The following is a 22,666-nucleotide window of genomic DNA, read 5'->3' on the forward strand; positions in this document are numbered from 1 at the left end:
CATTTGTTCTGTTCCCCGGTCAGGTCAACCGAACATGTTCTTGCCGCCGTCAAGATGGATGACCGATCCGGTTATGGCAGCGGAGCGGGGCGAGGCCAGAAACGCACAGGCGAACGCGATTTCGCTCGGCTCGGTGTGACGGCGGATCGGGATGTCCTTGACGATCGACGCGACGAAATCCTTGTCGGCGAACTGGGGATGGGTGGTCAGATCCCGCTCGGTTGCGGCAACGCCCGGATTGATGTCGTTGACGGTGATGCCATATTCGCTCAGCCCCTCGGCCAGCGACTTGGTGAAAACGCGGATGCCGCCCTTAGCGGTCGAATGGGGCACGCGGGTGAAGCCGCCATGGTAGCCGTCTGGCCCGTTCATGTGGATGATGCGGCCATAGCCCGCTTCGCGCATCGCAGGCGCGAACGCCTTGGCGAGATACCAGGCGCCGGTCAGCTGCTGGTTGAGGTGGCGGTGCCAATCCTCGTCTGTGGTGTCCCAGAAATCCTTGTGCAGGCGGCGCGCGGCATTGGCGACGTAGATGTCGACACGGCCGAATGCCTCTTCGGCGCGGAGCTTTAGCTCCTCTACCGTCTCTTTCTGTCCGGCATCGCCCAGCACGACGATACCCTTGGCGCCCAGCGCCTCAGCTTCGCGCAGTACACCCTCGGCCTCCTCCCGGTTCGAACGGGTATTGATGACGACATTGGCGCCGCGTGCGGCGAATTCCAAAATGATCGCCTTGCCGATGTTGCGGCCGGAACCGGTGACGAGAACGGTCTTACCGGTGAAATCGAGGTCCTTGTCCATCACGCTCTCCTAATTCTCATAATCTGCGATATCGCCTCTGAACTGGCTCCGTCGCCCGGGGACTCAGTCGCGCTCTTGAGCGCGCCTCTTTCAGCCGACGACGCCCCGAGCGCGCAGTTCGCGAATCTGTTCGGGGGTACGCCCCGCCGCCCGCAGGACAGCGTCGGTATCCGCACCAAGGTCAGGTCCGGGATGACGCACATCGCAGGGCGTTCCCATCATCTTGATCGGCACACCTGCGATCGAGAGCGGCTCCGACAGACCCTCTATCTCAATTTCCGGCAGCATGTTGCGGACAGCGAAATGAGGGTCTTTGGCGATCTCGGCCATATTATAGACCGGACCGAAAGGTACAACGCCGCCCAGCCGCTGCATGAGTTCAGCCTTGGTGAAGCGCGATGTATGCACCGAGAGCGCGGCGATCAGCTCGTCGCGATAGATCCGTCTCCCGTCGGGCGTGCTGAACCTCTCGTCGGCCAGAAGGTCGTCAGCGTCCAGCGCCCGGCACAAAGTGGCGAAATAGGTCTGGTTGGACACGGCTATGGCGGCGAAGCCGTCGCTCGCGGGATAGATGCCGAACGGGGCCATGAAAGGTTGATGGTTGCCAACGCCTCCGGCAATGACATTGCCGAAGGAGCGCTGGTAGACGATGCGCTCGCTGATGGCGAGGATCGAATCGACCATCGCCACGTCCAGAAACTGGCCTTCGCCGGTGCGGTCGCGATGGACCACCGCAGCCAACGTACCGATGGCCAGAAACATGCCTGGAATGATGTCGCCGATGCCCGGCCCCACCTTGGTAGGGATCGCCGGATCGGATCCGGTCACGGCGTTGATTCCCCCCATCGCCTGTGCCACCACGTCGAGCGAGGGCCAGTTGACATAGGGACTGTTGCCCGAGCGTGGATCACCGAAACCGCGCAAAGCCGCGTAGATGAGGCCGGGCTTCCGCTCCTTGAGTATCTCATAGGACAGGCCGAGTTTCTCCATGGTCCCGGCGCGGAAATTTTCGATCACAACGTCATATTGCTGGATCAGATCGAACACGATTTCGTGACTCGCCGGGTCCTTGAGGTTGAGTGCGATACTGTGCTTGTTACGATTGACGCTGTGAAAATAGCCGGCGTGGCGTTTTTCCGTGTCGCTCGGATGATAAGGGCCGGCCCCGCGCGTGGCGTCCCCGATCCCCACAACCTCGACCTTTAGGACCTCCGCGCCGAGATCGGCGAGTATCTGTGTCCCATAGGGCCCCGCCAGTGACTGGGTGAAATCCAGCACCCGCAGACCCGCCAAAGCTCCCCTGCCTTCTGTCACCTGTACGCTCCATCCTCTCAACACTGACTTGATGGCAGTCAACCATCAGCCCCGCGCATATGAATGGTTATACGTATATCCATACAAACGTAAACCCCGATGACGCTCAACAAATATGCGAGCGTGAATCAGGGAAATGGTGCGTTATGGGAGGTCGCCGACGGATGGCTCGCCGTTCGGCCGCCGCGCAGCGATCCACAGGCCGGGGGACGAAATGGGGCCTTGGAGCACGCGGCGGCTCGCGTCGGCGGCGTCAATTCTGCCGACAGAGCATGTTGGCTAAGGGCCGCAAAGTCGGCGTTCTCCCCGCTCGGGGGATGGATGTTGGCGGCTATTGTGGACAAGGCGCGAACATGTTTCGTTCAGCAGGGACATGCCCAATTGAAGAGCAATCCTTGAGGCCGACGGTCACGCCGCGTATCCGCGCCTGCCGCGCGGCGACGGTAAAGACCTGTTCGACCAGATCAAGGGCCTGGGTGCTGCCAAACGCCGGGGGGGCAGGGCAATTGGTAGCATCCTGTGCCTCCAGTCCGTGCGCAGTTCCTCATGGAATAGCAGCGGGATGCCGAGCCGCGTCTGCTCCACCGCATATTTCTGCACCGTGTTCATGAACGCAACCGTATCCTCCCGCGCGCGGTAGGGATCAGTCATGAAACGGGTCGAGCCTGTCGCGTCGGACAGTCGCGATATCTGGCCGATGCCGTGCGGAATGGCGGTCGCCGCCTTCTCGGGCGAAGAGGTGTAGGTCGCCGGGTCGATGATCTTCGACTTGGTCATCCACAGCGCACAAAGCTACGCCACCTTATCCTCCAGGGTTATCTGCCCCAACAGGTCGGCCACGGGCGCTCGCGCTTCGGGATAGCGAGGCCCGGTCGTGCCCGGACCGGTCCTGCCGTTGCCAATGCCAGCACTGCGCGGTGTGAAAAACGAAGCACACTCATTCTCCCGGTTTTGCAACCGGATCGGCAGCGATCATACCGCGACCGTGAACTGATATTGCCCCGACCCGACGACGATCCGGGTCACGCCCTTTTCCTCCGTCACCCGACGCGATGCCGCCACGGGTCTGCGGTTCATGCGGATCTGACGGCGCGCGCCCGGCAACACCACCTCACCCTGCACATTGGGCGGCAGGTCCACCGACAGGATCAGCTGATCGCCCTCATAGTGCCAGTCGGTCTTGATGAGGCCCGCGATCGAAGCATAGTCCGCGCCGCCCTGCCCAATGCGGCGGTCGAAGACAGGCGCCACGCGCACCCGCCGGAACCCCGGATCGATCGGGGCGATGCCCGCGACCCGGCGAAACAGAAAATCGGTGATCGCACCAAAGGCATAATGGTTGAAGCTGTTCATCGTCCGGTCTTCGCCGTCGCTGTTCCAGCGTTCCCACATGGTGGTAGCGCCCTTTTCGACCATATAGCCCCAACTGGGATAGGAGCGCTGGAGCAAGAGCGCCACCGCCGTTTCCTGCTGCCCTGTATCGGCCAGCGCGTCGAGGATATGGGGCGTGCCCAGGAAGCCGGTCGACAGCTTGCCGCCCCGCGCCGCGATATTGGCGGCCAGCCTGCGTCCGGCCTCCATCCGCAGTTGCGCCGGCAGAAGGTCGAAGCGGATCGGCAGGATATAGCTGGTCTGGCTGCCATTGCCGATCTGGCCGTCGGGCTGCACATATTCCTTGAGGAAGGCGTCGCGGATCGCGCCGAACAGCGCGCGATAGCGATCTGCGTCCGCCGTCTTGCCGATCGCGGCCGCCATGTCGGCCATCATCCGCGCATCCGCCGCCCAGAAGGCAGTGCCGATCAAATCCTTGGGCGTGGTGGCATCGCCGGGCTGCTTGGCGTCCACCGCCAGCCAGTCGGCATAGTCCGATCCCCGCGACTTCTTCCAGAGATGCGCCGGGTTACGCTCCAAAATATAGGCCATGTAGCGGTCCATGGCCTCCCAATTCTCGGCGATGATGCCGGTGTCGCCATAGTGCATCCACGCGGTGTGGGGCAGGATGACCCCCGCATCGGCCCAGCCGGGAGAGCTGCTCTGGCTGTTGGGCATGAAGGGCGGGATCACGTCCGGAAAGCCACCCGCCTTGGTCTGGCCGTATCGCACATCCTGCATGAAGCGGCGCGTATAGGCGTCTACATCCATATTATAGGCAGCGGCGGGCCAGAAAACCGCGGCATCGCCCATCCATCCCAACCGCTCGTCGCGCTGCGGGCAATCGGTGGGCAGGCCGAAGAAGTTGGAGCGCTGGCTCCAGGTCGAATTGCGCCAGAATTTGGCGATTACCGGATCGCCCACACGGAAGGCACCGGTAACGGGCAGGTCGTTATGGCCAACCAGCCCGGTCAGCGTCTCCTGTGTCGGCGCATGGGGCAGGCCGTGCAGCTCGACATAGCGAAAGCCGTGATAGGTGAAGCGCGGCTCCCAAACCTCCTCACCCTCCCCCTTCAATATATAGGTATCGCGGGCGAAGGCGGTGCGCAGGTTGGACTGGTCGACCTCGCCGCTGGGCAGCAATATCTCCGCAAAGCGCATCTCGACCTTCGTGCCCGCTGCGCCCTGCGTCCGCAGCCGCGCCCATCCGGCGAAATTCTGGCCGAAATCGACGACATGGACGTCCGGCCTGGGCTGGGTAATGGCGACCGGCGCAATGGTCCGAGTGACGCGGATGGGCGGCGCGACCTGCGGTTCGACCGGGATGTCGGGCGCGGCCGCGCGCGCGGCCGCGCGCCAGCCCTCTTCCGATGTGTCCGGCTGTGCCCAGCCGCTGCGCTCGCGCCGCGCATCATAGACTTCCCCGTCATAGATTTCCGACGACAGGATCGCCGATGGCGCGGTGGTCCAGCCATCGCCCGTGCCGATCACCTCCGTCGATCCATCGGCATAGGTCAGTTCCAGTTGCGCCAGAACGCGGCAGGGCGCGGGACCGAAGACGAAGCGCGCGCCCTCCGAGAACTCGCTGCCATACCAGCCGTCCCCGACCCAAAGACCCAACATGTTGCGGCCCGGCTTCACCAGGCCGGTGACGTCATAGGCCTGATAGAGGATACGCTTGCTGGTATCGGTCGATTCCGGCGCCATCCGCCGGTCACCGATCTTCTCGCCATTCAGCCAAGGTTCGTAGCAGCCCAGCGCCGTGGCATAGAGACGGGCGCTCTGCACGGGCTTGGCAGCGTCGAACCCGCGCCGCAAATGCATGGCGGGATAGGCCGGCCAGGGTTCGCCCACCGGCTTCCTCTTCGCCGCTACCGTCGCGGCCCAGGCGCTGTCGTCAAAGCCGGGCGCTGCCCAGCCGTCGGGGGCGGTCGCGCTGGCCTTCCACCCGGCAGCGCTGGTGAGACGGCGGCTGTTCCCCCGCGCGTCGGTGATACGGATGATGGCGGCCAGCAGCGATCCTGGCATATTATAACTGACGTAGCGGCCCTGCGACACGCCGATCACATTGCGCCCCGGCCGAAGCGGCAGGCGATAGGTCGCCATGGTGGTCCACCTTACCGGGTCGGCATCGTCCGTTTGTACTTCTTTGCCGTTCAGCCAGACCGCCTTCAATCCCGGACAGCTCAGCAACAGCACGCCGCTCTCCCCTCGGGCCGCGGTCAACGCCGTCCGGTAAAAGCGCGTGCCGTCGGCCGGGATGCGGTCCGTCCCGTCGATCCAGTGCAACCCCGCCTGCCGGTCCAGCGCGGCTTCCATATCCTCGCTCGCCAGCCATTGAGCGGACCAGTCGGCCGTATCGAAAAGGCCGGTCTCCCACATCGCCGGGCGACTGCGCGCACTACGCTTGCCCTGAGCGTCCCACGCCTCGACCGACCACCAGAAACGCGCGCGTGACGGCGCGGCCGGACCGCCAAAGGGAATGTCGAAGGTGCTGGCGGACTCGACCCGTCCGCTGTCCCAGACCAGATTGCGCCCTGCGGCCAAATCCTCCTGGGACCGCGCCACCATGATGCGGTAGGCGCCCTGCATGAAATCACCGTCGCCGCTCATCAGCTTCCAGGAAAGGCGCGGCTGCCGGTTACCTAGCGCCAGCGGGGCAGAAACGCCGCATACCTGCAGGTCGACGATGCTGAACCCGGCTGCTTCTGCTGCCGCGAGCCGGCCATTGGCGGCCATGCTGGTGATGGCAACTGCGCTTGCCTTCATTACGTCCCTGCGGCGCATACGCATATCGTTCACGCACTCTCTCCCGTTCGGATGCTTCATTGCCATTGGATTGCAGCATAGCAGCGATCAGGACAAATAATAATACGATATCGTATGATTTATCCCGAGCGCAAAATCGAGAACGCATAGGCGACAGCGGGCCGATATTTATCAAAGCCCTGACGAAGCATGCATCAACCGCTCGGACCCTCGCAACGCGGGACGGATCCGGCAAGGACGCGCATATGGTGGCGGGTCAGTTCGCCTCGCTGCGCATCCGCGCGACCAGAGCGGCTATCTCCCCGGGTTCCAGAAGCCAGGTCCGGGTCGGACGCCCCTCCCGATGTACCGGTTGCGTCAGCAGCACGCGGGCTTGCGCCTGCGCGTGAGGTTTGTAGAGCGCGAAGTGGACCGCGCAGTCACGGACCGTGCCGATCAGCGGTGCCTTGCCGTCAAGATCGATCATGGTCGCGGGCTGATCCCAAGGAATGCTGATCACGGTGCCGGATTTCTGTGTCATGCCGTCTGCGAGATCATGGCGAGGCGCGAAAATCAAGTCCAAGACACGGTTCGCGTCAAAGTCCGCCCCAAAATCCCTGCGTGGGGGGGTGCAGATAGCCGTCTGCTCCGGTCACGCCGCCCGCGCGATCCCGCGACAGCCAAAGCGGTCCGTCAAGATCGACGAACATGCTGTCCGCTGCGATGACCCAGGCCGGCGCGATGGACAGGGACGAACAGATCATGCAGCCGGTCATGATCCCCAACCCGCGCGCGCGCGCGGCCAAGGCCAGCTCCAGTGCGGCAGTCAGGCCTCCGGCCTTGTCGAGCTTTATGTTCACGACGCCATAGCCGTCGGGCAGGTCGTCGAGGTCCTGCGCAACATGGACGGATTCATCGGCGGCGATTGGAACGACCGAACGAAAACTGGCCAATTCTCTATCTTCCTTCGCGGGCAATGGCTGTTCCAGAAGGTCGATCCGCAATTGGGCCATCAGGCCTTGCAAGCCCTCGACCTCGGCCATGGTCCAGCTTTCATTAGGGTCGACGATCATCCGCGGCGCCGGCGCCGCGGCGCGAACCGCCTGCAACTGGGCGGCGGGATCGGCACGGTCCACCTTCACCTTGATGAGCGGGACACCGGCCAGCCTGGTCGCCGCACGCGCCATGGCGTCGGGCGTGTCGAGGCCAACCGTCAGGGCGGTCGCCATCGGCCGCAACGGGCTGCCTAATCCCAGGGCAGCGGCGATGTCGCTGCCCGCGAGGCGCAGCTCCAGGTCCCACAGCGCGCAATCCAGCGCGTTGCGAGCGGCGCCGGCAGGCAGGATGTCCAGCAGGTCGCGCCGTCCCGCGCCCGCCTCGATCGCGGCGCGTGCCGTTTCGATCTGGGTGATGGACGATGCTATGCTCTCGCCATAGCGGGGATAGGGTACGCATTCGCCGCGGCCGACAATGCCGCCTTCCTCGAGCGACACGGTCACAACGTCGGCCACCGTCTTGACGCCACGGGAGATCCGGAACGGCGTGGCAAGAGGGAAGGTTTCGCCTGCGGCGGTCAATGTGCGGCGCATGGGATCAGCCGGTCTCCGTGACGGATATTCGATAGATTTGCCTTCGTCCCATGCGTCAGCCCGCCGGAGCGTGCAAGCGTCCGTCGCCGCGCAACGCGGCCCCGATCGCGTCCCGCACGGGCAAAGGCGCGTCCAGCCATTGTTCGGCCCCGTGCGCCGCAACCCATCCGAGCGTCCGCCGCGCGGCAAAACCGGTCAGCCGGGGGCGCACCACGCCGTCAAGCCGGTAGCAATCGGGCATGACGGTCAGCCCCAGGCCCGCCCCCACCATCTGAAGCACATGTTCGTCGTTGGTCGAGCGGAGGGCGAAATGGGGCCGGACGCCGCGCTCGGTGAAATGGCGGCTGGTGTCCGACAGAGCTTCGCAATGACGGCGCACGATCATCACCGCGTCGGCAAGCTGCTCTGCTCCTATCTCCGCCTCGCCCGCCAGCGCATGATCGGCCGGCAGCGCAAGGGCGTAGCCTTCGGTCAGCACCGGCCGTTCCAGAAAGCGATCTCCGCCTCGCCCGGTCAATGTCAGCGCCAGATCGATGCGCCCCTTGGCGAGATGGCCCACCAGTTCACGTTCATTGCCGAAAACCAATTCGAACCTGTGGGTGTCGCCCGGCCGGGTCTGCGCGACGCCCGTGGCGATGACCCGGCCGGGAACCGACGCCAGCACGCCGAGGCGCAGCGTCGGGAGGTCGGCAGCGATGCCCATCGACTGAAGCGCCACGTTGAAATCGCGCTCGATCCGCCGCGCGTGGGCGAGGAAGGTGGCGCCCGCGGCCGTCAGTTCGACCCGCTGGTTGGATCGGACGAACAGGGCATGGCCCAGCGTCCGTTCCAGCTTGGCGATACCCACCGACAGGGTCGGCTGCGACACGTGGCAGGCGGCGGCGGCGCGCGAGAAATTGCCCTGATCCACGACCGCCAGGAAATAGCGAAGCAGATAGCGGTCGAGCATCGCCCTGCATCCTTTCAGAAAATCGCGCCGCGTTTCGGCCGATGCATAGATGACGATAATATAGTCCGTATGGAAGGTTCAATTGTCCATTGCGTTTGCACTTCGACGGGATGCGCGGGGACAGGAGAGAGCGATGACCGATTCCGATTTCGCGCTTGGCGAAACGGCGGACATGATCCGCGACAGCACCCCCCGTTTCGTCGCCGACCGGATCGCCCCACTGGCCGCCGAGATCGACGCGAGGGCCCGGTTTCCGCGCGCGCTGTGAGCCGACATGGGCGCGCTCGGCCTGTATCGCGCAACCCTCGACGAGGCTGATCGCGGGAGGGCCGCCTGACCGTGTTGCCGCTACAGCCGGTCGGCGTGCCAGCGCAGGTGATCGCCCATGAAGGTCGAGATGAAATAATAGCTGTGGTCGTAACCCGGCTGCATCCGCAGCGTGAGGTCGATACCCGCTGTCCGGCAGGCATGGGCCAGCAGATGCGGGCGCAGTTGCTCGTCCAGAAACTGGTCGGCGTCCCCCTGGTCCACCAGCAACGCGGGGACATGCGCGCCGTCCTCGATCAGCGCGATCGCGTCGTGGCGACGCCACGCCGCCCGGTTGTCGCCCAGATAGCCGCCCAGTGCCTTGCCCCCCCAGGGCACCTGCCCCGGCGCGACGATCGGGGCGAAGGCGGACACCGCCTTGTATCGTTCCGGAAAGGTCAGTCCGATGGTCAGCGCGCCATGTCCCCCCATGCTATGGCCCATGATCGACTGCCGGTCCATGTCGACCGGGAAGTGCGCCGCGATCAGGGCGGGCAGTTCCTGCGTCACATAGGACCACATGCGATAATGCGCCGCGAACGGCGCGCGCGTGGCATCGACGTAAAAGCCGGCGCCCAGGCCGAAATCATAGGCGCCCGACGGATCGTCGGCGACATCATCGCCGCGCGGCGAGGTGTCCGGCGCTATAAAAATCAGGCCCAGTTCTGCGCAGGCACGGCGATATTCGCCCTTTTCGGTGACATTGGCATGGGTGCAGGTCAGGCCTGACAGATACCAGACCACCGGCAATGCCACCCCCGGATCATGTGGGGGGACATAGACCGAAAAGGTCATGTCGGTGCCGGTGCTGGCCGATGCATGGCGATAGACGCCCTGCACGCCGCCGAACGCCCGGTTCTGCGAGAGCGTTTCCATCGCTCTAGAACACCACCACGCTGCGGATGCTCCTGCCCGCATGCATCAGGTCGAACGCGGTGTTGATCTCTTCCAGGCCCATGACATGGGTAATCATCGGATCGATCTCGATCTTGCCGGTCATGTACATATCGACGATCTTGGGAACATCGGTACGGCCCTTGGCACCGCCGAATGCGGTGCCGCGCCAGTTGCGGCCGGTAACCAGCTGGAAGGGCCGGGTGCTGATTTCCTTGCCCGCTTCGGCGACGCCGATGATGATGGAGGTGCCCCATCCGCGATGGCACGCCTCCAGCGCGGTGCGCATCACGTCGGTATTGCCGGTCGCGTCGAACGTGTAGTCGGCGCCGCCGTCGGTCATCTCGACGATCCGCGCGACGACGTCCTCGCGGCTCATGCCTCTGGAATTGAGGAAATCGGTCATGCCGAACCGCCGCCCCCATTCCTCACGGTCGGGATTAATGTCGACACCGATGATCCGGCCCGCGCCGGCCAGCCGCGCACCCTGGATCACGTTGAGGCCGATGCCGCCCAAGCCGAATACGACGACATTGTCGCCGACCTGCACCTTCGCCGTGTTCACCACCGCGCCGACGCCGGTGGTGACGCCGCAGCCGATATAACAGCTCGTCTTGAAGGGTGCGTCCTCGCGGATTTTCGCGACGGCTATTTCGGGCAGCACGGTGAAGTTGGAGAAGGTGGAGCAGCCCATATAATGGAAGATCGGCTGTCCCCTGTAGCTGAAGCGGGTGGTGCCGTCGGGCATGAGGCCCTTGCCCTGCGTCGCGCGGATCGCGGTGCACAGGTTTGTCTTGCCCGACAGGCAGCTTTTGCACTGGCGGCATTCGGGCGTGTAGAGCGGAATGACATGATCGCCCGGCTTGACGCTCGTCACGCCGGCGCCCACCTCGCGCACGACGCCCGCGCCCTCATGCCCCAGCACCGAGGGGAAAATGCCCTCGCTGTCGAAACCGTCCAGCGTGTAGGCATCCGTGTGACAGATGCCGGTCGCCATGATCTCTACCAGCACTTCACCCGCCCGGGGTCCATCCAGATCAAGCTCGACGATCTCCAGGGGTTTTTTGGCTTCGAAGGCGACGGCGGCGCGGGTCTTCATCTTGTCTCTCCTGATGACATGCCCACGGCCTAGCGTTTTTGCGACTGGGTGTTAAAGGGGGCTTTGAGTAAAAGTTTATAACCATGGAGTGATAATCATGGATGGCTGGGCCGGAATCGACGAATTTGTCGCCGCGGCCCTGGCCGGCTCCTTTTCCGCCGCCGCGGGTAGGCTCGGCTGTTCCGTCACCCATATCAGTCGATCGGTCGCGCGGCTGGAAAAGCGGCTCGATGCACGCCTTTTCCATCGCACGACCCGTCGCGTTACGCTGACCGATACCGGGCAGACATTCTTGCGTCAGGCCGAACGGCTGGTAGCGGAGCGGGATGAGGCGATCGCTTCGGTGACGTCCACGGGCGAACCGCAGGGCGCTTTGCGTATCACCTGTTCGACGGCGATGGGAGAGTTGTTCATCGCGCCGATCGTCAATCGATATGCCGCACTCCATCCGCGCCTCAGCGTGACGATGGAACTGACGAACCGGCTGGTCGATTTGATAGCCGACAATTTCGACCTCGCCATTCGTACCGGCGCGATGGCGGATTCGCAGTTGATCCGTACCCGCATCGCCTCCCGGTCCTTTTCGAGCTGTGCCGCGCCCGTTTATCTTGATCGACGCGGCCGGCCGCGAACGCCGGAGGATCTGGCGGGTCAGGACTGCCTGCTGGGGTCGACATCGACCTGGCATTTTTCGGTGGATGGCCGCGATGTGATTTATCGTCCGCGGGGAAGATTGCGCGTCAACAGCGGCCGCGCGGTGCTCGATGCAGCGTTGCAGGGAATGGGCATATGTCAGTTGCCCGAATTCTATGTCCTGCCCTATCTGCGAACCGGCGCGCTGGAACCGGTGCTCGAGGACAGCCGGCCGCGCGACGAACCGATTTGGGCTGTTTATCCGCAGCGCCGTCATCTCTTGCCCAAGGTTACGGCGCTGGTTGCGATGCTTCGACGCGAACTGCCGAAGGCGCTGATCGCCGGCTAGGCCATCGGCGGACATGCGGCGACGACCCGGGGCGACGGGATGCCCCCTGTGTCTTACCTTTCGATCTGGCTCACGTCGCGAACGGCGCCCTTTGCCGCGTTGGTCGTCATGGCGGCATAGGCGCGCAGGGCCGGCGAAACATCGCGCTTGCGGCCAAAGGGCTTCCACGCCTTTGGGCCCCTTGCCTCCATCTCGGCGCGGCGTTCCGCGAGCAGCGCATCGTCCAGATCGACCCGGATGACGCGGGCCGGGATGTCTATGATGATGGGGTCGCCCGTCTGGACCAGCGCGATCAGGCCGCCCTCGGCCGCTTCGGGCGAGACATGGCCGATCGAAAGGCCTGACGTGCCGCCGGAAAACCGCCCGTCAGTGATGAGCGCGCAGGCCTTGCCCAGCCCCTTCGACTTCAGATAGCTGGTGGGATACAGCATTTCCTGCATTCCCGGCCCGCCCTTCGGCCCTTCATAGCGGATGACGACCACGTCGCCTTCCTTGACTTCGTTGCCCAGGATACCCGCGACGGCCGCGTCCTGGCTTTCATAGACGCGCGCGGTGCCGTGGAAGACGAGGATGCTTTCGTCGACGCCCGCCGTCTTCACGATGCAGCCTTCTGGCGCGAGATTGCCGAACAGGACGGCCAGGCCGCCATCCTTCGAGAAAGGATGCTCGGCTGAGCGGATGACGCCGTTTTCGCGGTCGATGTCCAGATCCTCCCAGCGTTCCGACTGGCTGAAGGCGACCTGCGTCGGGACGCCGCCGGGCGCGGCCCGGTAGAAATTCCGCACGTCATCGCTGTTGGTGCGGCCGATGTCCCAGCGGGCCAGCGCATCGGCCAAGGTGCGGCTGTGCACGGTCGGCAATGATGCATCGACCAGCCCCGCGCGCTCCAGCTCGCCCAGTATCGCCATGATGCCGCCGGCGCGGTGGACGTCCTCCATGTGCACGTCCTGCTTGGCGGGCGCGACCTTGCACAGGCACGGCACGCGGCGGGACAGGCGGTCGATGTCGGCCATGGTGAAATCGACCCCGCCCTCATAGGCGGCGGCGAGCAGGTGAAGCACCGTGTTGGTGGAACCGCCCATGGCGATGTCCAGGCTCATGGCGTTTTCGAACGCGGCGAAGTTGGCGATGGAGCGGGGGAGGACGCTCTCGTCATCCTGCTCATAATAACGCTTGGCGATGTCGACGATCAGATGCCCCGCCTCGCGGAACAGGCGCTCGCGATCGGCATGGGTGGCCAGCGTCGACCCGTTTCCGGGCAGCGACAGGCCCAGCGCTTCGGTCAGGCAGTTCATCGAATTGGCGGTGAACATGCCCGAGCAGGAACCGCAGGTCGGGCAGGCCGAACGTTCGATCACCTGCACTTCCTCGTCGGTATAGCTGTCGTCGGCGGCAACGACCATGGCATCGACCAGATCGAGGGCGACCTTCTTACCGCGCACGACCGTTTTGCCCGCCTCCATCGGTCCGCCAGACACGAAGACGACGGGGATGTTGAGACGCATGGCGGCCATCAGCATCCCGGGCGTGATCTTGTCGCAGTTGGAGATGCACACGATCGCGTCGGCACAATGGGCGTTCACCATATATTCGACGCTGTCGGCGATCAGGTCGCGGCTGGGCAGCGAATAGAGCATGCCGCCATGGCCCATGGCGATGCCGTCGTCGACGGCAATGGTGTTGAATTCCTTGGCGACGCCGCCCGCTGCCTCGATTTCCCGTGCGACAAGCTGGCCCAGATCCTTCAGGTGCACATGACCGGGCACGAACTGGGTGAAGCTGTTAGCGATGGCGATGATCGGCTTCCCGAAATCCTCGTCCTTCATGCCCGTTGCGCGCCACAGGCCACGCGCGCCGGCCATGTTGCGGCCGTGGGTGGTGGTGCGGGAACGGTAGGCGGGCATGACTCGGGTCCTTTGCGGGGTAACGAATGCGGCCCCTCTACAGGCTGGGGCCGGGGTGTGGAACAAATTATTCCTTTGACCCGTCGATCACGCCATTTTCTTACGTCGCGCAGGTGGGCGGCAACAGAGTCCGGTAGGAGAACAAGGTTCTTGAATTAACGTCATTTAATTTCAATCATTTATACCATTATTGGCGCGCCAGGTCAGCATCGTAAAAGGCGTTGCGTGGATCGGTCGCCGGACCCACATAGACATGACACGGCGCCACCGCAGGAGAGAGAGAAATGCAGGACGACCCCGTCATCATCGCCGGCTATGCCCGCACGCCCATGGGCGGCTTTCAGGGGGCATTGTCGTCGCTCAAGGCCACCGATCTGGGCGCGGCGGCGGTCAGGGCAGCCGTGGAGCGTTCCGGCGTGCCCGCCGATGCGGTCGATCGGATCTACATGGGCTGCGTCCTGCCCGCGGGGCTGGGGCAGGCGCCTGCCCGGCAGGCGGCGGTCGGTGCCGGATTGAGCCTGCGGACCGAAGCGACGACCGTCAACAAGATGTGCGGATCGGGCATGCAGGCGGCGATCATGGCCTATGAGGCACTAGCGGCCGGCACGGCCGACATCGTCGTGGCGGGCGGCATGGAAAGCATGACCAACGCGCCCTATGCACTGCCCAAGCATCGCTCCGGCGCGCGGATCGGTCACGACCGCATCATCGATACGATGATGATGGACGGACTGGAGGACGCCTATGAACCGGGCAAGGCGATGGGCGTGTTCGCCGAGGAGGCCGTGCGGGATTATCAGTTCACGCGCGAGGAGCAGGATGCCTTCGCCATCAGATCGCTGGAGCGGGCCAGCGCCGCGATCGCATCGGGCGCTTTCGCCCGCGAAATCACGCCAGTTAGGGTCGGGGGACGGGGCGTCGAGACGATTGTCGACACGGACGAGCAGCCCGGCAAGGCGAAGCCGGAGAAAATCCCGTCGCTCAGGCCCGCCTTCGTTCCGGACGGCACGATAACGGCGGCCAACGCCTCATCCATTTCCGATGGGGCAGCGGCGCTGGTGATGACGCGGGCGAGTATCGCCGAAAAACTTGGCGTGAAACCGCTCGCGCGCGTGGTCGCGACCGCAGCCCATGCGCAGGAACCTGCCAAATTCACGACCGCGCCCGTACCGGCGATGCGCAAGGTGCTCGACAAGGCGGGCTGGGCGGCGACCGATGTCGACCTGTATGAAGTGAACGAGGCGTTCGCGGTCGTCGCCATGATCGCCGCGAAGGAACTCGCCATCCCGGCCGACAAGCTGAACGTCAATGGCGGCGCGACCGCGCTGGGTCACCCGATCGGGGCGTCGGGCGCACGCATCGTCGCCACGCTGATCGCCGCGTTGCAGGTGCGCGGATTGAAACGCGGAATAGCCTCGCTCTGTATTGGCGGCGGCGAGGCAACGGCAATGGCGGTAGAACTGGTCTGAGCGCGGTCGCCTGCCCCTGTGCCGACGCCTATTCCTCGACCAGCATCGCGCCATAGGCGGTAAGAATACCGGGACGGGCATCGTTTACGGCGTGAAGCACCCGGCCTGCGACGGGCATTTCCACGGGCCAGTCCGCGTCGCGAGACGTCAGGTTGAACAGGCAGAGCAATGATTGCCCGTCTGCCCGGCGCCGGAATAGCAGGCACTGGTCGTCGGCGACCAGCACATCCAGCCTGCCATGGCGCAGCGCGGGATTGTCCCTGCGCAACGCGAGCATGGCGCGGGTAAAGTGCAGCAGCGAGGCGGGGTCGCTTTCCTGCGCGTCCACCGCGCGGGCAATGTTTTCCTCGCCATGCGGCAGCCACGGTTCCACGTTGGAAAATCCTGCCTGCGCCGCGTCTATCACCCATGGCAGCGGCGTGCGCGCGCCATCCCGGGACAAGGTGAGTGGCCAGTTGGCGATGGCTTCGGGATCCTGTAGCCGCTCATAGGGAATATCGACCTGCGTCAGGCCCAGTTCTTCTCCCTGATACAATATGGCGTTACCGCGCAGCGCGATGAGCAACATGGCCTTCAGCCGCGCGAAGGCGGCATGGTCATCCGGCGCGCACCACCGCGACAGGGCGCGTGGAGCATCGTGATTTTCAAACGCCCAGCTTGGCCACCCCATGCCCGGTTCGTCCGGCCAGCGCTCGATCGTGTCGCGCACCAGTGCGGGAGTAAGGGCGTCGGCATAAAGGAAGTTGAAGCCATAGGCGCTGTTGAGACGGTTTTCGCCAGCCGTATAAGCTTTCATCTCACTTTCGGCGAGGTCGCCGCCGACTTCGGCCACGGTGAAGACGGCCCCGTAATCGTCGCACAGGGCGCGGATGCGTTGTACGAAATCGACGACGCCAGGATGCGACTGGCTGTAGCGCCTGATCTGATAGTCGAACGAGCGGGTACGCGGCTTGCCCGTGTCGGGGGCAGGCGGATTGTCGCGCAGTTCGGGGTCATGCATCGCGTGATTGAGCGCGTCGAGCCGAAAGCCGTCGACGCCCCGGTCCAGCCAGAAACGCATCGCGCCGAGCAGCGCATCCTGCACCGCCGGATTGTGGACGTTAAGTTGCGGCTGGCTGGCAAGGAACTGGTGCATATAATATTGGCGCCGCCGCGCGTCCCAGGTCCAGGCTGGACCACCGAACACCGATTGCCAGTTGTTGGGCGGCGTGCCGTCGGCCCTGGGATCGGCCCAGACATACCAGTCGGACTTCGCGCCCATGCGGCTGGCGCGGCTGGCGGCGAACCAGCCGTGCAGGTCGGACGTGTGGGCATAGACCTGATCTATCGTCACCCTGAGCCCCAGTTCGTGCGCGCGGACGACCAGCGCGTCGAAATCGTCGAGCGTGCCGAAAATCGGATCGACATCGCAATAATCTGCGATGTCATAGCCGAAATCGCGCATGGGCGAGGTGAAAAAGGGCGATATCCAGATCGCATCGGCGCCAAGGCGCGCGATATGGTCCAGCCGCGCCGTGATACCGTTCAGATCACCGATGCCGTCCTGATTGCTGTCGCAAAAGCTGCGCGGATAGATCTGGTAGATGACGGCGCCCTTCCACCAGGGCAGATCGGTCGACGAGGGCTCGAATGGCATACGATGATCCGATCAGAGGGCGGGGTCGGCGTACCGTCAGATTTCGACCTGACTGCCCAGTTCGACCACGCGGTTGGTAGGAAGGCGGAAAAACTCCATCGCACTTTCCGCGTTGCGAAGCATCCAGGCGAATATCTTTTCGCGCCAGATCGGCATACCCGGCCGGGCCGAGGGCAGCAAAGTCTGTCGCGCGAGGAAGAAGCTGGTATCCATCATCTTGAACGCATGGCCGCATCCGGTGACATTTTTGAGCGCGGCCGGCACATCGGGTTCCTGCATGAAGCCATATTGCAGGACCATGCGGAAGAAGCCTCGCCCCAGATCCTCCAGCTTGCAGCGGCCGTCATCCTCGACCACGGGCACGTCCTTGATCTTCACGGTCAGCAAGATGACGCGTTCGTGCAGCACCTTGTTGTGCTTGAGGTTGTGGAGCAGCGCATGCGGTACGCCGTCCGGCGTCGACGTCATGAACACCGCCGTGCCCGGTACGCGCACCGCACTGTTGGCAGCCGATGCAACGAAAACCGGAATCGGCATCGCCGCTTCGCGCAGACGGTCCTGCACCAGTCGCCGCCCGCGCGACCAGGTGGTGAGAAGCGTGAAGACGATGAAGCCGATCAGCAGGGGGAACCAGCCGCCGTCCGGCACCTTCGTCATATTGGCCGCCAGATAGGCACCGTCGACCAGGAAGAATACCGCCAGCAACGGCGCGGCATAGTACCATTTCCAGTGCCACAGGCGGTACAGCAGCACGGTCAGCAGCAGATTGTCGATGAACATCGCGCCGGTCACTGCGATGCCATAGGCGGCAGTCAGGTTGGAAGATGTCTGGAACACCAGCACCAGCAGGATCACCATGACCATCAGCCCCCAGTTGATCAGGGGAATATATATCTGGCCGGCGGTCGATGCGCTGGTGTGGGAAATGCGCAGGCGTGGCATGAAGCCCAGCTGGATCGCCTGTTGCGTGACGGAAAATGCCCCGGAAATCACGGCCTGCGACGCGATGATGGCGGCCAAGGTGGCGAGCCCGACCAGCGGCAGCTGTGCCCATTGCGGTGCCAGATTGTAGAAGGGGCTATGCAGCGCGGCGGCCCCTTCGCGAAACAGCAATGCACCCTGGCCCATATAGTTAAGCATGAGGGCCGGCAGCACGAAGGCCAGCCAGGACACCCGTATCGGGCTGCGTCCGAAATGGCCCATGTCGGCATAGAGCGCCTCGGCGCCCGTCACCGCGAGCACGACGGACCCCAGTGCGAGGAATGCCGGCAGCGGGTCGGTGACGAAGAACATGAACGCCCAATAAGGGTTGAAGGCGTAGAGGATGCCCGGCGTCTGCAAGATCGAGATGACGCCCAGCGTCGCGATCGTGATGAAATAGAGCATCATGATCGGGCCGAAAAGCGTGGCGACCCGGTTGGTGCCGAAACTCTGTATCCAAAAGAGGCCGAGCAGGATCAAAATGGCCACCGGCAGGATGGCGGGCGCCAGATTGCCATTGTAGACCGCCAGACCTTCGACCGCCGACAGGACGGAGACCGCAGGCGTGATCATGGAATCGCCATAGAAGAGCGCGGTAGCGAAAACGCCCAGCAGCACGATGCCGCGCGACCAGCGCTGCGTTTTCGTCTGGCCGTTGATAAGGGCGAGCAGCGCGAGGCTGCCCCCTTCACCCTTGTTATCCGCGCGCATGATGATGGAGACATATTTCAGGGTCACCACCAGCATCATCGACCAGAACATCAGGCTGATGACACCCAGTATATGGTCAGGATCGAGGTCGAGATGATGATGGCCCGCAAAAGTCTCGCGAAACGCGTAAAGCGGGCTGGTGCCGATGTCGCCGAATACGATGCCGATCGCGCCGACGACGAGCTTTGCGGTCGCCTTCTGGTGCCCGTGGCCATGCCCGCCGCTGTCCTCGTCCGACGTGGAATGCGCCGTATTGGGAAGAAGGTCAGCCATTCAGGGTCATGCTCATTCGTCGCTTACTGGAGACGGGACGTCCCGACATTTGCTGTCCCCCGTTGCAAACCGCCGCGCCCTACCATGGGTCGGGGTCCGGCGCAATCCGGGTGCTGCACCGCATCATGGAGCCGGCGCGCCGCCTTGTGCTGCCAGCATTGCGTCGATACGCGCGATATTGGCTTCCAGTTCCGCCTTCACTGCGCTGCCTGCCGGCGCGCCGGCGGCTAGCGGCGCCCAAAGAGCGCGGGCGCCCTGCAATTGCCCGGCCCGCGCCAGCGCCAGCCCGTAGAAATAGCGTGGCGCCGGCCCCTCCGGGTCCAGTGCCAGCGCGCGGCGGAAGGAAAATTCGGCGGCAGGGGACAACACCCCCTCACCATGGGCGACCAGCGCATTGCCCAGGCCGAGCCACAGATTGGCATCGTCCGGTTGCTGTCGCAGGCCGGAGAGCAGGACATTGGCAGATTCCTTCGTCTTGCCCTGCCAGCCGAGTCCGTCCGACAGCATCAGCCATTGTGCCGCCGGGCCGTAACGTTCGGCAAGGCCACGCCGCTGTTCCGCCAGCTTTTCATCGAATGGATCGCCCCTGGCATCGGCGATCTTGCGTGGTGCGCCCGGCAGTGCGGGATTCCCCTGCCATGCATAGCCTGCAAGGCCCAGCAGCAAGGCGGCGGCCGTGATCTCCCGCGCGGCACGTGGCAGGCGCGCGAGCAGCAGCAGGGCAAGGAAGGTGGCCCCTGCCAGCACGAAAGCGATGAACCAGCCGGTCATGCGTCCTTTCTCCGCACGATGCGCCCGCGCAGCAGCAGCAGGCCCAGGGCCAGCAGGGCAAGCGGCGCCAGCCAGAGCGGCCAGAGGATCGGGTCGGCGGTGGGTTCGTAGCTCACCCAGTCTCCATAACGGGAAATCAGCCAGCCGCGTATCTGTTCGGGCCGTTCGCCGGCCATGATGCGCTCGCGGATCTGGGATCGCATGTCGCCCGCCATGCTGGCGTTCGAATCGGCGATCGACTGGCTCTGGCAGGTGAGGCAGCGAATGGTTTCCATCAGCGCCTTCGCCTGCCGTTCCTGCCCTGCGTCGGGGATCTGCCGATCAGCCCAGGGTGCGGGCGGCAGCGCGGTCTGCGCAGCGAGCGGACCGGCTATTAGCGCCAGCAGCAGGGCGAGCCAATATCTCACCGTGTCGCCTTCAGCCGATCGAGGATCATCGGCACGTCGTCGGCGCGGATGTCGCCGATATGCTGGTAGGCGATACGCCCCCTGCCGTCGATGATGAAGGTTTCCGGCACGCCCGACGATCCGAGCGCAATCTGCACGCTGCTGCGGGCGTCGAGGCCGATGCGGGCGTAGGGGTTGCCGTAGCGGGCAAGAAAGGCGTCGACATCGGCCCGGGCGTCACGAATGGCGATGGCATCGATGTCGGCCCCGGCCGCCCTGAGCGCTTCGAGTTGCGGCGCTTCGGCGGCGCAGGGGACGCACCAGCTGGCAAAGATGTTAAGCAGCCTGGGCTTTCCCGTCGCGAGTTGCGTCGATGCGAGCGCCGGCCGGTCGCTGGCGGCGGCGGGCAGGACGAAAGCAGGCAGCGGCTGGCCTACCAATTTGGAATTGATGATGTGGTCGTCGGGCTGGAACAGGCCCGCGGCGAACAGGCCGATAAAGGCCAGGAACAGCGCCAGCGGCAACCAGATCAGGATCGTCCTCATGCCTCGGTCGCCCTTCGCGCGCGCCACTTGATCAGCCAGCCGCGCCGCTCGCGCCCCACCAGCGCCAGCGCGCCGCCCAGCGCGATCAGGATGCCGCCCAGCCAGATAAGCGTCACGAAGGGCTTCCACCAGATGCGCATTTGCCAGCGATTGCCCTCAACCTCTTCGCCAAGCACCACATAGAGTTGCCCATTCCAGCGGGTCAGCAACGCCGCCTCCGTGGTCGTCGTAGGCGGGGCGGCGAAAAAGCGCGATTGGGGATGGATCGTCACCGGTGCCCCGCCGTTGCGGCTGGCCTGCATATCGGCCTGGAGCGCTGTCCAATTGTCGCCGGCGATAGGCAATATCTGGACGAAACGGAGCGTCCAGCCGGCCGTCCGGATCGTGTCGCCGGGGCGCGCGGCGACCAGTTTTTCGACGGTGAAGGCCGAATCGCAGGCCATGCCGGCAAGGCTGACGGCACAGCCCAGATGCGCGATCACCATGCCATAGGTGAAAAGCGGGGTGCGCAACAGCCGGCGTTTCCACAGCGGCGCGAGGCTGGCGATGCCGACCGCGATGGCCAGGACAAGGCCGAGCCAAGGGAGGGTGCCCATGCGGACCGGCGCGAAGGCCAGCATCAGTGCAGCGATGACCAGCGCGACGGCGGGAACCAGCAGGCGTCGCGCCACGGCGCGGGCGCTGTCGCGTCGCCAGCGGGTGAGCGGCCCAGCGGCGAGCGCCACCATCAGCGCCAGCGCCAGCGGTCCGGCTATCCGGTCGAAATAGGGGGCGCCGACGGACACCTTGTGCCCGAAAGCCTCGGTCATCAGCGGATAGAGCGTGCCGATCAGCACCACGCCCAGAATCACCGAGAGCAGCAAATTGTTGATCACGAGCCAGGTTTCGCGACTGACCAGATCGAAGGGCGCGCCTTCGCGCACGGTCCGGATGCGCCAGCCGAACAGGGCCAGTGCACCGCCGATATAGATGGCGAGCAGCACGAGGATGAAGCTGCCGCGCTCGGGATCGACGGCGAAGGCGTGGACGCTGGTCAGGATGCCCGACCGCACGAGGAAGGTGCCCACCATCGACATGGAGAATGCGACGACCGCCAGCATCACCGTCCAGGCGCGCAGGCCATCGCGTGTTGCGAGCACGGTCACGCTGTGAAGCAGTGCCGTCGCCGCCAGCCAGGGCATGAGAGACGCATTTTCCACCGGGTCCCAGAACCACCAGCCGCCCCAGCCCAGTTCATAATAGGCCCAATAGCTGCCCGCTGTGATGCCGAGCGTCAGCAATATCCAGGCGGCAAGCACCCAGGGGCGCATGGCGCGGGCGAACGCGGCGTCGACCGCGCGGGTCAAAAGGGCGCCTACCGCGAAGGAAAAAGCGACCGACAGGCCCACATAACCGAGATACAGGGTGGGCGGATGGAAGGCGAGCCCGGGGTCCTGCAACAACGGATTGAGACCTTGTCCGTCCGGTGGTGGCGGGTCGATCCGTGCGAAGGGATTGGAAGAGAAGAGCAGGAAGGCGTAGAAGCCGAGCGATATGGCGGCCTGCGCGCCCAGCGTTGCCATATGCGTGTCACGGCGTAGGGCACGCTCGAACAGGGCGACGGTCGCACCGGCCATGCCCATCACCGCGACCCATAACAGCATCGACCCCTCGTGATTGCCCCATGTCCCGGCGAATTTGTAGAGCCAGGGCTTCATCGAATGGCTGTTGGTCGCAACGAGCAACACGGACATGTCGGAACGCAGGAACAGCGTGATCAGCAGGGCGAAGGCGACGGCCGTCAACAGGCCCTGCGCAATCGCGACCGGCCGCACGGCGGGCAGCAACTCGGGCTTTCCTCCCTTCAGCCCGAAAAAGGCGAGGAACAGTTGAAGCAGCGCCAGCGCGGCGGCAAGCCAGAGCGCGGCAAGACCGGTTTCCGCGATCATGACCGCTTT

At 64.6% G+C, this 22,666-nt stretch carries 18 protein-coding genes and 1 pseudogene; 3 read left to right on the forward strand and 16 right to left on the reverse strand.

Annotated features, from left to right (window positions below):
- Positions 1–24: 24 nt before the first annotated feature.
- From J3E64_RS09485 to J3E64_RS09515, 7 genes are all read right to left on the reverse strand, one after another.
- Complete coding sequence (locus J3E64_RS09485; protein ID WP_253342464.1) at positions 25–801, reverse strand: SDR family NAD(P)-dependent oxidoreductase; 777 nt, start codon at positions 799–801, stop codon at positions 25–27.
- Positions 802–891: 90 nt separating this feature from the next.
- Positions 892–2,115, reverse strand: coding sequence for a CoA transferase (locus J3E64_RS09490; protein ID WP_253342466.1), 1,224 nt, complete (start codon positions 2,113–2,115; stop codon positions 892–894).
- Between the two features lie 408 nt (positions 2,116–2,523).
- Positions 2,524–2,892 (reverse strand): hypothetical protein, encoded by a 369-nt coding sequence (locus J3E64_RS09495; protein ID WP_253342468.1) that lies wholly within the window; start codon positions 2,890–2,892, stop codon positions 2,524–2,526.
- A 195-nt stretch (positions 2,893–3,087) separates the two neighbouring features.
- Positions 3,088–6,279: a family 78 glycoside hydrolase catalytic domain gene (locus J3E64_RS09500; RefSeq protein ID WP_253342693.1), complete on the reverse strand. Its 3,192-nt coding sequence runs from the start codon at positions 6,277–6,279 to the stop codon at positions 3,088–3,090.
- A gap of 232 nt (positions 6,280–6,511) precedes the next feature.
- Positions 6,512–6,775 (reverse strand): hypothetical protein, encoded by a 264-nt coding sequence (locus J3E64_RS09505; RefSeq protein WP_253342470.1) that lies wholly within the window; start codon positions 6,773–6,775, stop codon positions 6,512–6,514.
- Positions 6,776–6,830: 55 nt separating this feature from the next.
- Positions 6,831–7,823 carry an N-acetyl-D-Glu racemase DgcA gene (gene dgcA, locus J3E64_RS09510; protein WP_253342472.1) on the reverse strand — a complete coding sequence of 331 codons (993 nt, stop codon included), beginning with the start codon at positions 7,821–7,823 and terminating at the stop codon, positions 6,831–6,833.
- 55 nt (positions 7,824–7,878) lie between these two features.
- Positions 7,879–8,772 (reverse strand): LysR family transcriptional regulator, encoded by an 894-nt coding sequence (locus tag J3E64_RS09515; RefSeq protein ID WP_253342474.1) that lies wholly within the window; start codon positions 8,770–8,772, stop codon positions 7,879–7,881.
- Positions 8,773–8,905: 133 nt separating this feature from the next.
- Between J3E64_RS09515 and J3E64_RS09520 the strand changes: the two are divergent.
- Positions 8,906–9,037: pseudogene (locus tag J3E64_RS09520) on the forward strand (acyl-CoA dehydrogenase family protein); the annotation flags it as partial.
- An 83-nt stretch (positions 9,038–9,120) separates the two neighbouring features.
- On the opposite strand, the gene fghA reads toward J3E64_RS09520, so the two are convergent.
- Positions 9,121–9,954, reverse strand: coding sequence for an S-formylglutathione hydrolase (gene fghA, locus J3E64_RS09525; RefSeq protein WP_253342476.1), 834 nt, complete (start codon positions 9,952–9,954; stop codon positions 9,121–9,123).
- Between the two features lie 4 nt (positions 9,955–9,958).
- Positions 9,959–11,071, reverse strand: a complete 1,113-nt coding sequence (locus J3E64_RS09530; protein ID WP_253342478.1) for an S-(hydroxymethyl)glutathione dehydrogenase/class III alcohol dehydrogenase — start codon at positions 11,069–11,071, stop codon at positions 9,959–9,961.
- A gap of 97 nt (positions 11,072–11,168) precedes the next feature.
- On the opposite strand from J3E64_RS09530, the gene J3E64_RS09535 reads away from it, so the two are divergent.
- The gene (locus J3E64_RS09535; RefSeq protein WP_253342480.1) at positions 11,169–12,053 is read left to right on the forward strand and encodes a LysR family transcriptional regulator; all 885 of its coding nucleotides are present in this window, start codon (positions 11,169–11,171) and stop codon (positions 12,051–12,053) included.
- Positions 12,054–12,106: 53 nt separating this feature from the next.
- On the opposite strand, the gene ilvD is transcribed toward J3E64_RS09535, so the two are convergent.
- On the reverse strand, positions 12,107–13,957 hold the full coding sequence (gene ilvD, locus J3E64_RS09540) for a dihydroxy-acid dehydratase (protein WP_253342482.1): 1,851 nt from the start codon (positions 13,955–13,957) through the stop codon (positions 12,107–12,109).
- Positions 13,958–14,241: 284 nt separating this feature from the next.
- Between ilvD and J3E64_RS09545 the strand changes: the two genes are divergently transcribed.
- Complete coding sequence (locus tag J3E64_RS09545; RefSeq protein ID WP_253342483.1) at positions 14,242–15,426, forward strand: acetyl-CoA C-acyltransferase; 1,185 nt, start codon at positions 14,242–14,244, stop codon at positions 15,424–15,426.
- A 28-nt stretch (positions 15,427–15,454) separates the two neighbouring features.
- Here J3E64_RS09545 and J3E64_RS09550 read toward each other — a convergent pair whose 3' ends face one another.
- The 6 genes from J3E64_RS09550 to J3E64_RS09575 all read right to left on the reverse strand — a co-directional run bounded on the left by J3E64_RS09550 (position 15,455) and on the right by J3E64_RS09575 (position 22,657).
- A complete protein-coding gene (locus J3E64_RS09550) occupies positions 15,455–17,062 on the reverse strand; it encodes an alpha-amylase family glycosyl hydrolase (RefSeq protein WP_253342486.1) in 1,608 nt (535 codons plus the stop codon).
- Between the two features lie 36 nt (positions 17,063–17,098).
- Positions 17,099–19,027, reverse strand: coding sequence for a potassium transporter Kup (locus J3E64_RS09555; protein ID WP_253342488.1), 1,929 nt, complete (start codon positions 19,025–19,027; stop codon positions 17,099–17,101).
- A gap of 123 nt (positions 19,028–19,150) precedes the next feature.
- Positions 19,151–19,798: a cytochrome C biosynthesis protein gene (locus J3E64_RS09560; RefSeq protein WP_253342490.1), complete on the reverse strand. Its 648-nt coding sequence runs from the start codon at positions 19,796–19,798 to the stop codon at positions 19,151–19,153.
- Positions 19,795–20,205, reverse strand: coding sequence for a cytochrome c-type biogenesis protein CcmH (locus tag J3E64_RS09565; protein ID WP_253342492.1), 411 nt, complete (start codon positions 20,203–20,205; stop codon positions 19,795–19,797). Before J3E64_RS09565 ends, J3E64_RS09560 begins: the two co-directional genes overlap by 4 nt.
- Positions 20,202–20,729 (reverse strand): redoxin family protein, encoded by a 528-nt coding sequence (locus tag J3E64_RS09570; RefSeq protein WP_253342494.1) that lies wholly within the window; start codon positions 20,727–20,729, stop codon positions 20,202–20,204. The genes J3E64_RS09565 and J3E64_RS09570 overlap by 4 nt, the downstream gene beginning before the upstream one ends.
- Positions 20,726–22,657, reverse strand: a complete 1,932-nt coding sequence (locus J3E64_RS09575; protein ID WP_253342496.1) for a heme lyase CcmF/NrfE family subunit — start codon at positions 22,655–22,657, stop codon at positions 20,726–20,728. The genes J3E64_RS09570 and J3E64_RS09575 overlap by 4 nt, the downstream gene beginning before the upstream one ends.
- Positions 22,658–22,666 lie beyond the last annotated feature (9 nt).

This window comes from Sphingobium sp. OAS761 (assembly GCF_024168485.1).
Classification (GTDB): Bacteria; Pseudomonadota; Alphaproteobacteria; order Sphingomonadales; family Sphingomonadaceae; genus Sphingobium.

Coding starts and splice junctions, on each gene's coding strand:
- J3E64_RS09485 (WP_253342464.1), bottom strand. CDS start 801: ATGGACAAGGACCTCGATTTCACCGGTAAGACCGTTCTCGTCACCGGT.
- J3E64_RS09495 (WP_253342468.1), bottom strand. CDS start 2,892: ATGACCAAGTCGAAGATCATCGACCCGGCGACCTACACCTCTTCGCCC.
- J3E64_RS09500 (WP_253342693.1), bottom strand. CDS start 6,279: ATGCGTATGCGCCGCAGGGACGTAATGAAGGCAAGCGCAGTTGCCATC.
- J3E64_RS09505 (WP_253342470.1), bottom strand. CDS start 6,775: ATGACACAGAAATCCGGCACCGTGATCAGCATTCCTTGGGATCAGCCC.
- dgcA (WP_253342472.1), bottom strand. CDS start 7,823: ATGCGCCGCACATTGACCGCCGCAGGCGAAACCTTCCCTCTTGCCACG.
- J3E64_RS09515 (WP_253342474.1), bottom strand. CDS start 8,772: ATGCTCGACCGCTATCTGCTTCGCTATTTCCTGGCGGTCGTGGATCAG.
- fghA (WP_253342476.1), bottom strand. CDS start 9,954: ATGGAAACGCTCTCGCAGAACCGGGCGTTCGGCGGCGTGCAGGGCGTC.
- J3E64_RS09530 (WP_253342478.1), bottom strand. CDS start 11,071: ATGAAGACCCGCGCCGCCGTCGCCTTCGAAGCCAAAAAACCCCTGGAG.
- J3E64_RS09535 (WP_253342480.1), top strand. CDS start 11,169: ATGGATGGCTGGGCCGGAATCGACGAATTTGTCGCCGCGGCCCTGGCC.
- ilvD (WP_253342482.1), bottom strand. CDS start 13,957: ATGCCCGCCTACCGTTCCCGCACCACCACCCACGGCCGCAACATGGCC.
- J3E64_RS09545 (WP_253342483.1), top strand. CDS start 14,242: ATGCAGGACGACCCCGTCATCATCGCCGGCTATGCCCGCACGCCCATG.
- J3E64_RS09550 (WP_253342486.1), bottom strand. CDS start 17,062: ATGCCATTCGAGCCCTCGTCGACCGATCTGCCCTGGTGGAAGGGCGCC.
- J3E64_RS09555 (WP_253342488.1), bottom strand. CDS start 19,027: ATGGCTGACCTTCTTCCCAATACGGCGCATTCCACGTCGGACGAGGAC.
- J3E64_RS09560 (WP_253342490.1), bottom strand. CDS start 19,798: ATGACCGGCTGGTTCATCGCTTTCGTGCTGGCAGGGGCCACCTTCCTT.
- J3E64_RS09570 (WP_253342494.1), bottom strand. CDS start 20,729: ATGAGGACGATCCTGATCTGGTTGCCGCTGGCGCTGTTCCTGGCCTTT.
- J3E64_RS09575 (WP_253342496.1), bottom strand. CDS start 22,657: ATGATCGCGGAAACCGGTCTTGCCGCGCTCTGGCTTGCCGCCGCGCTG.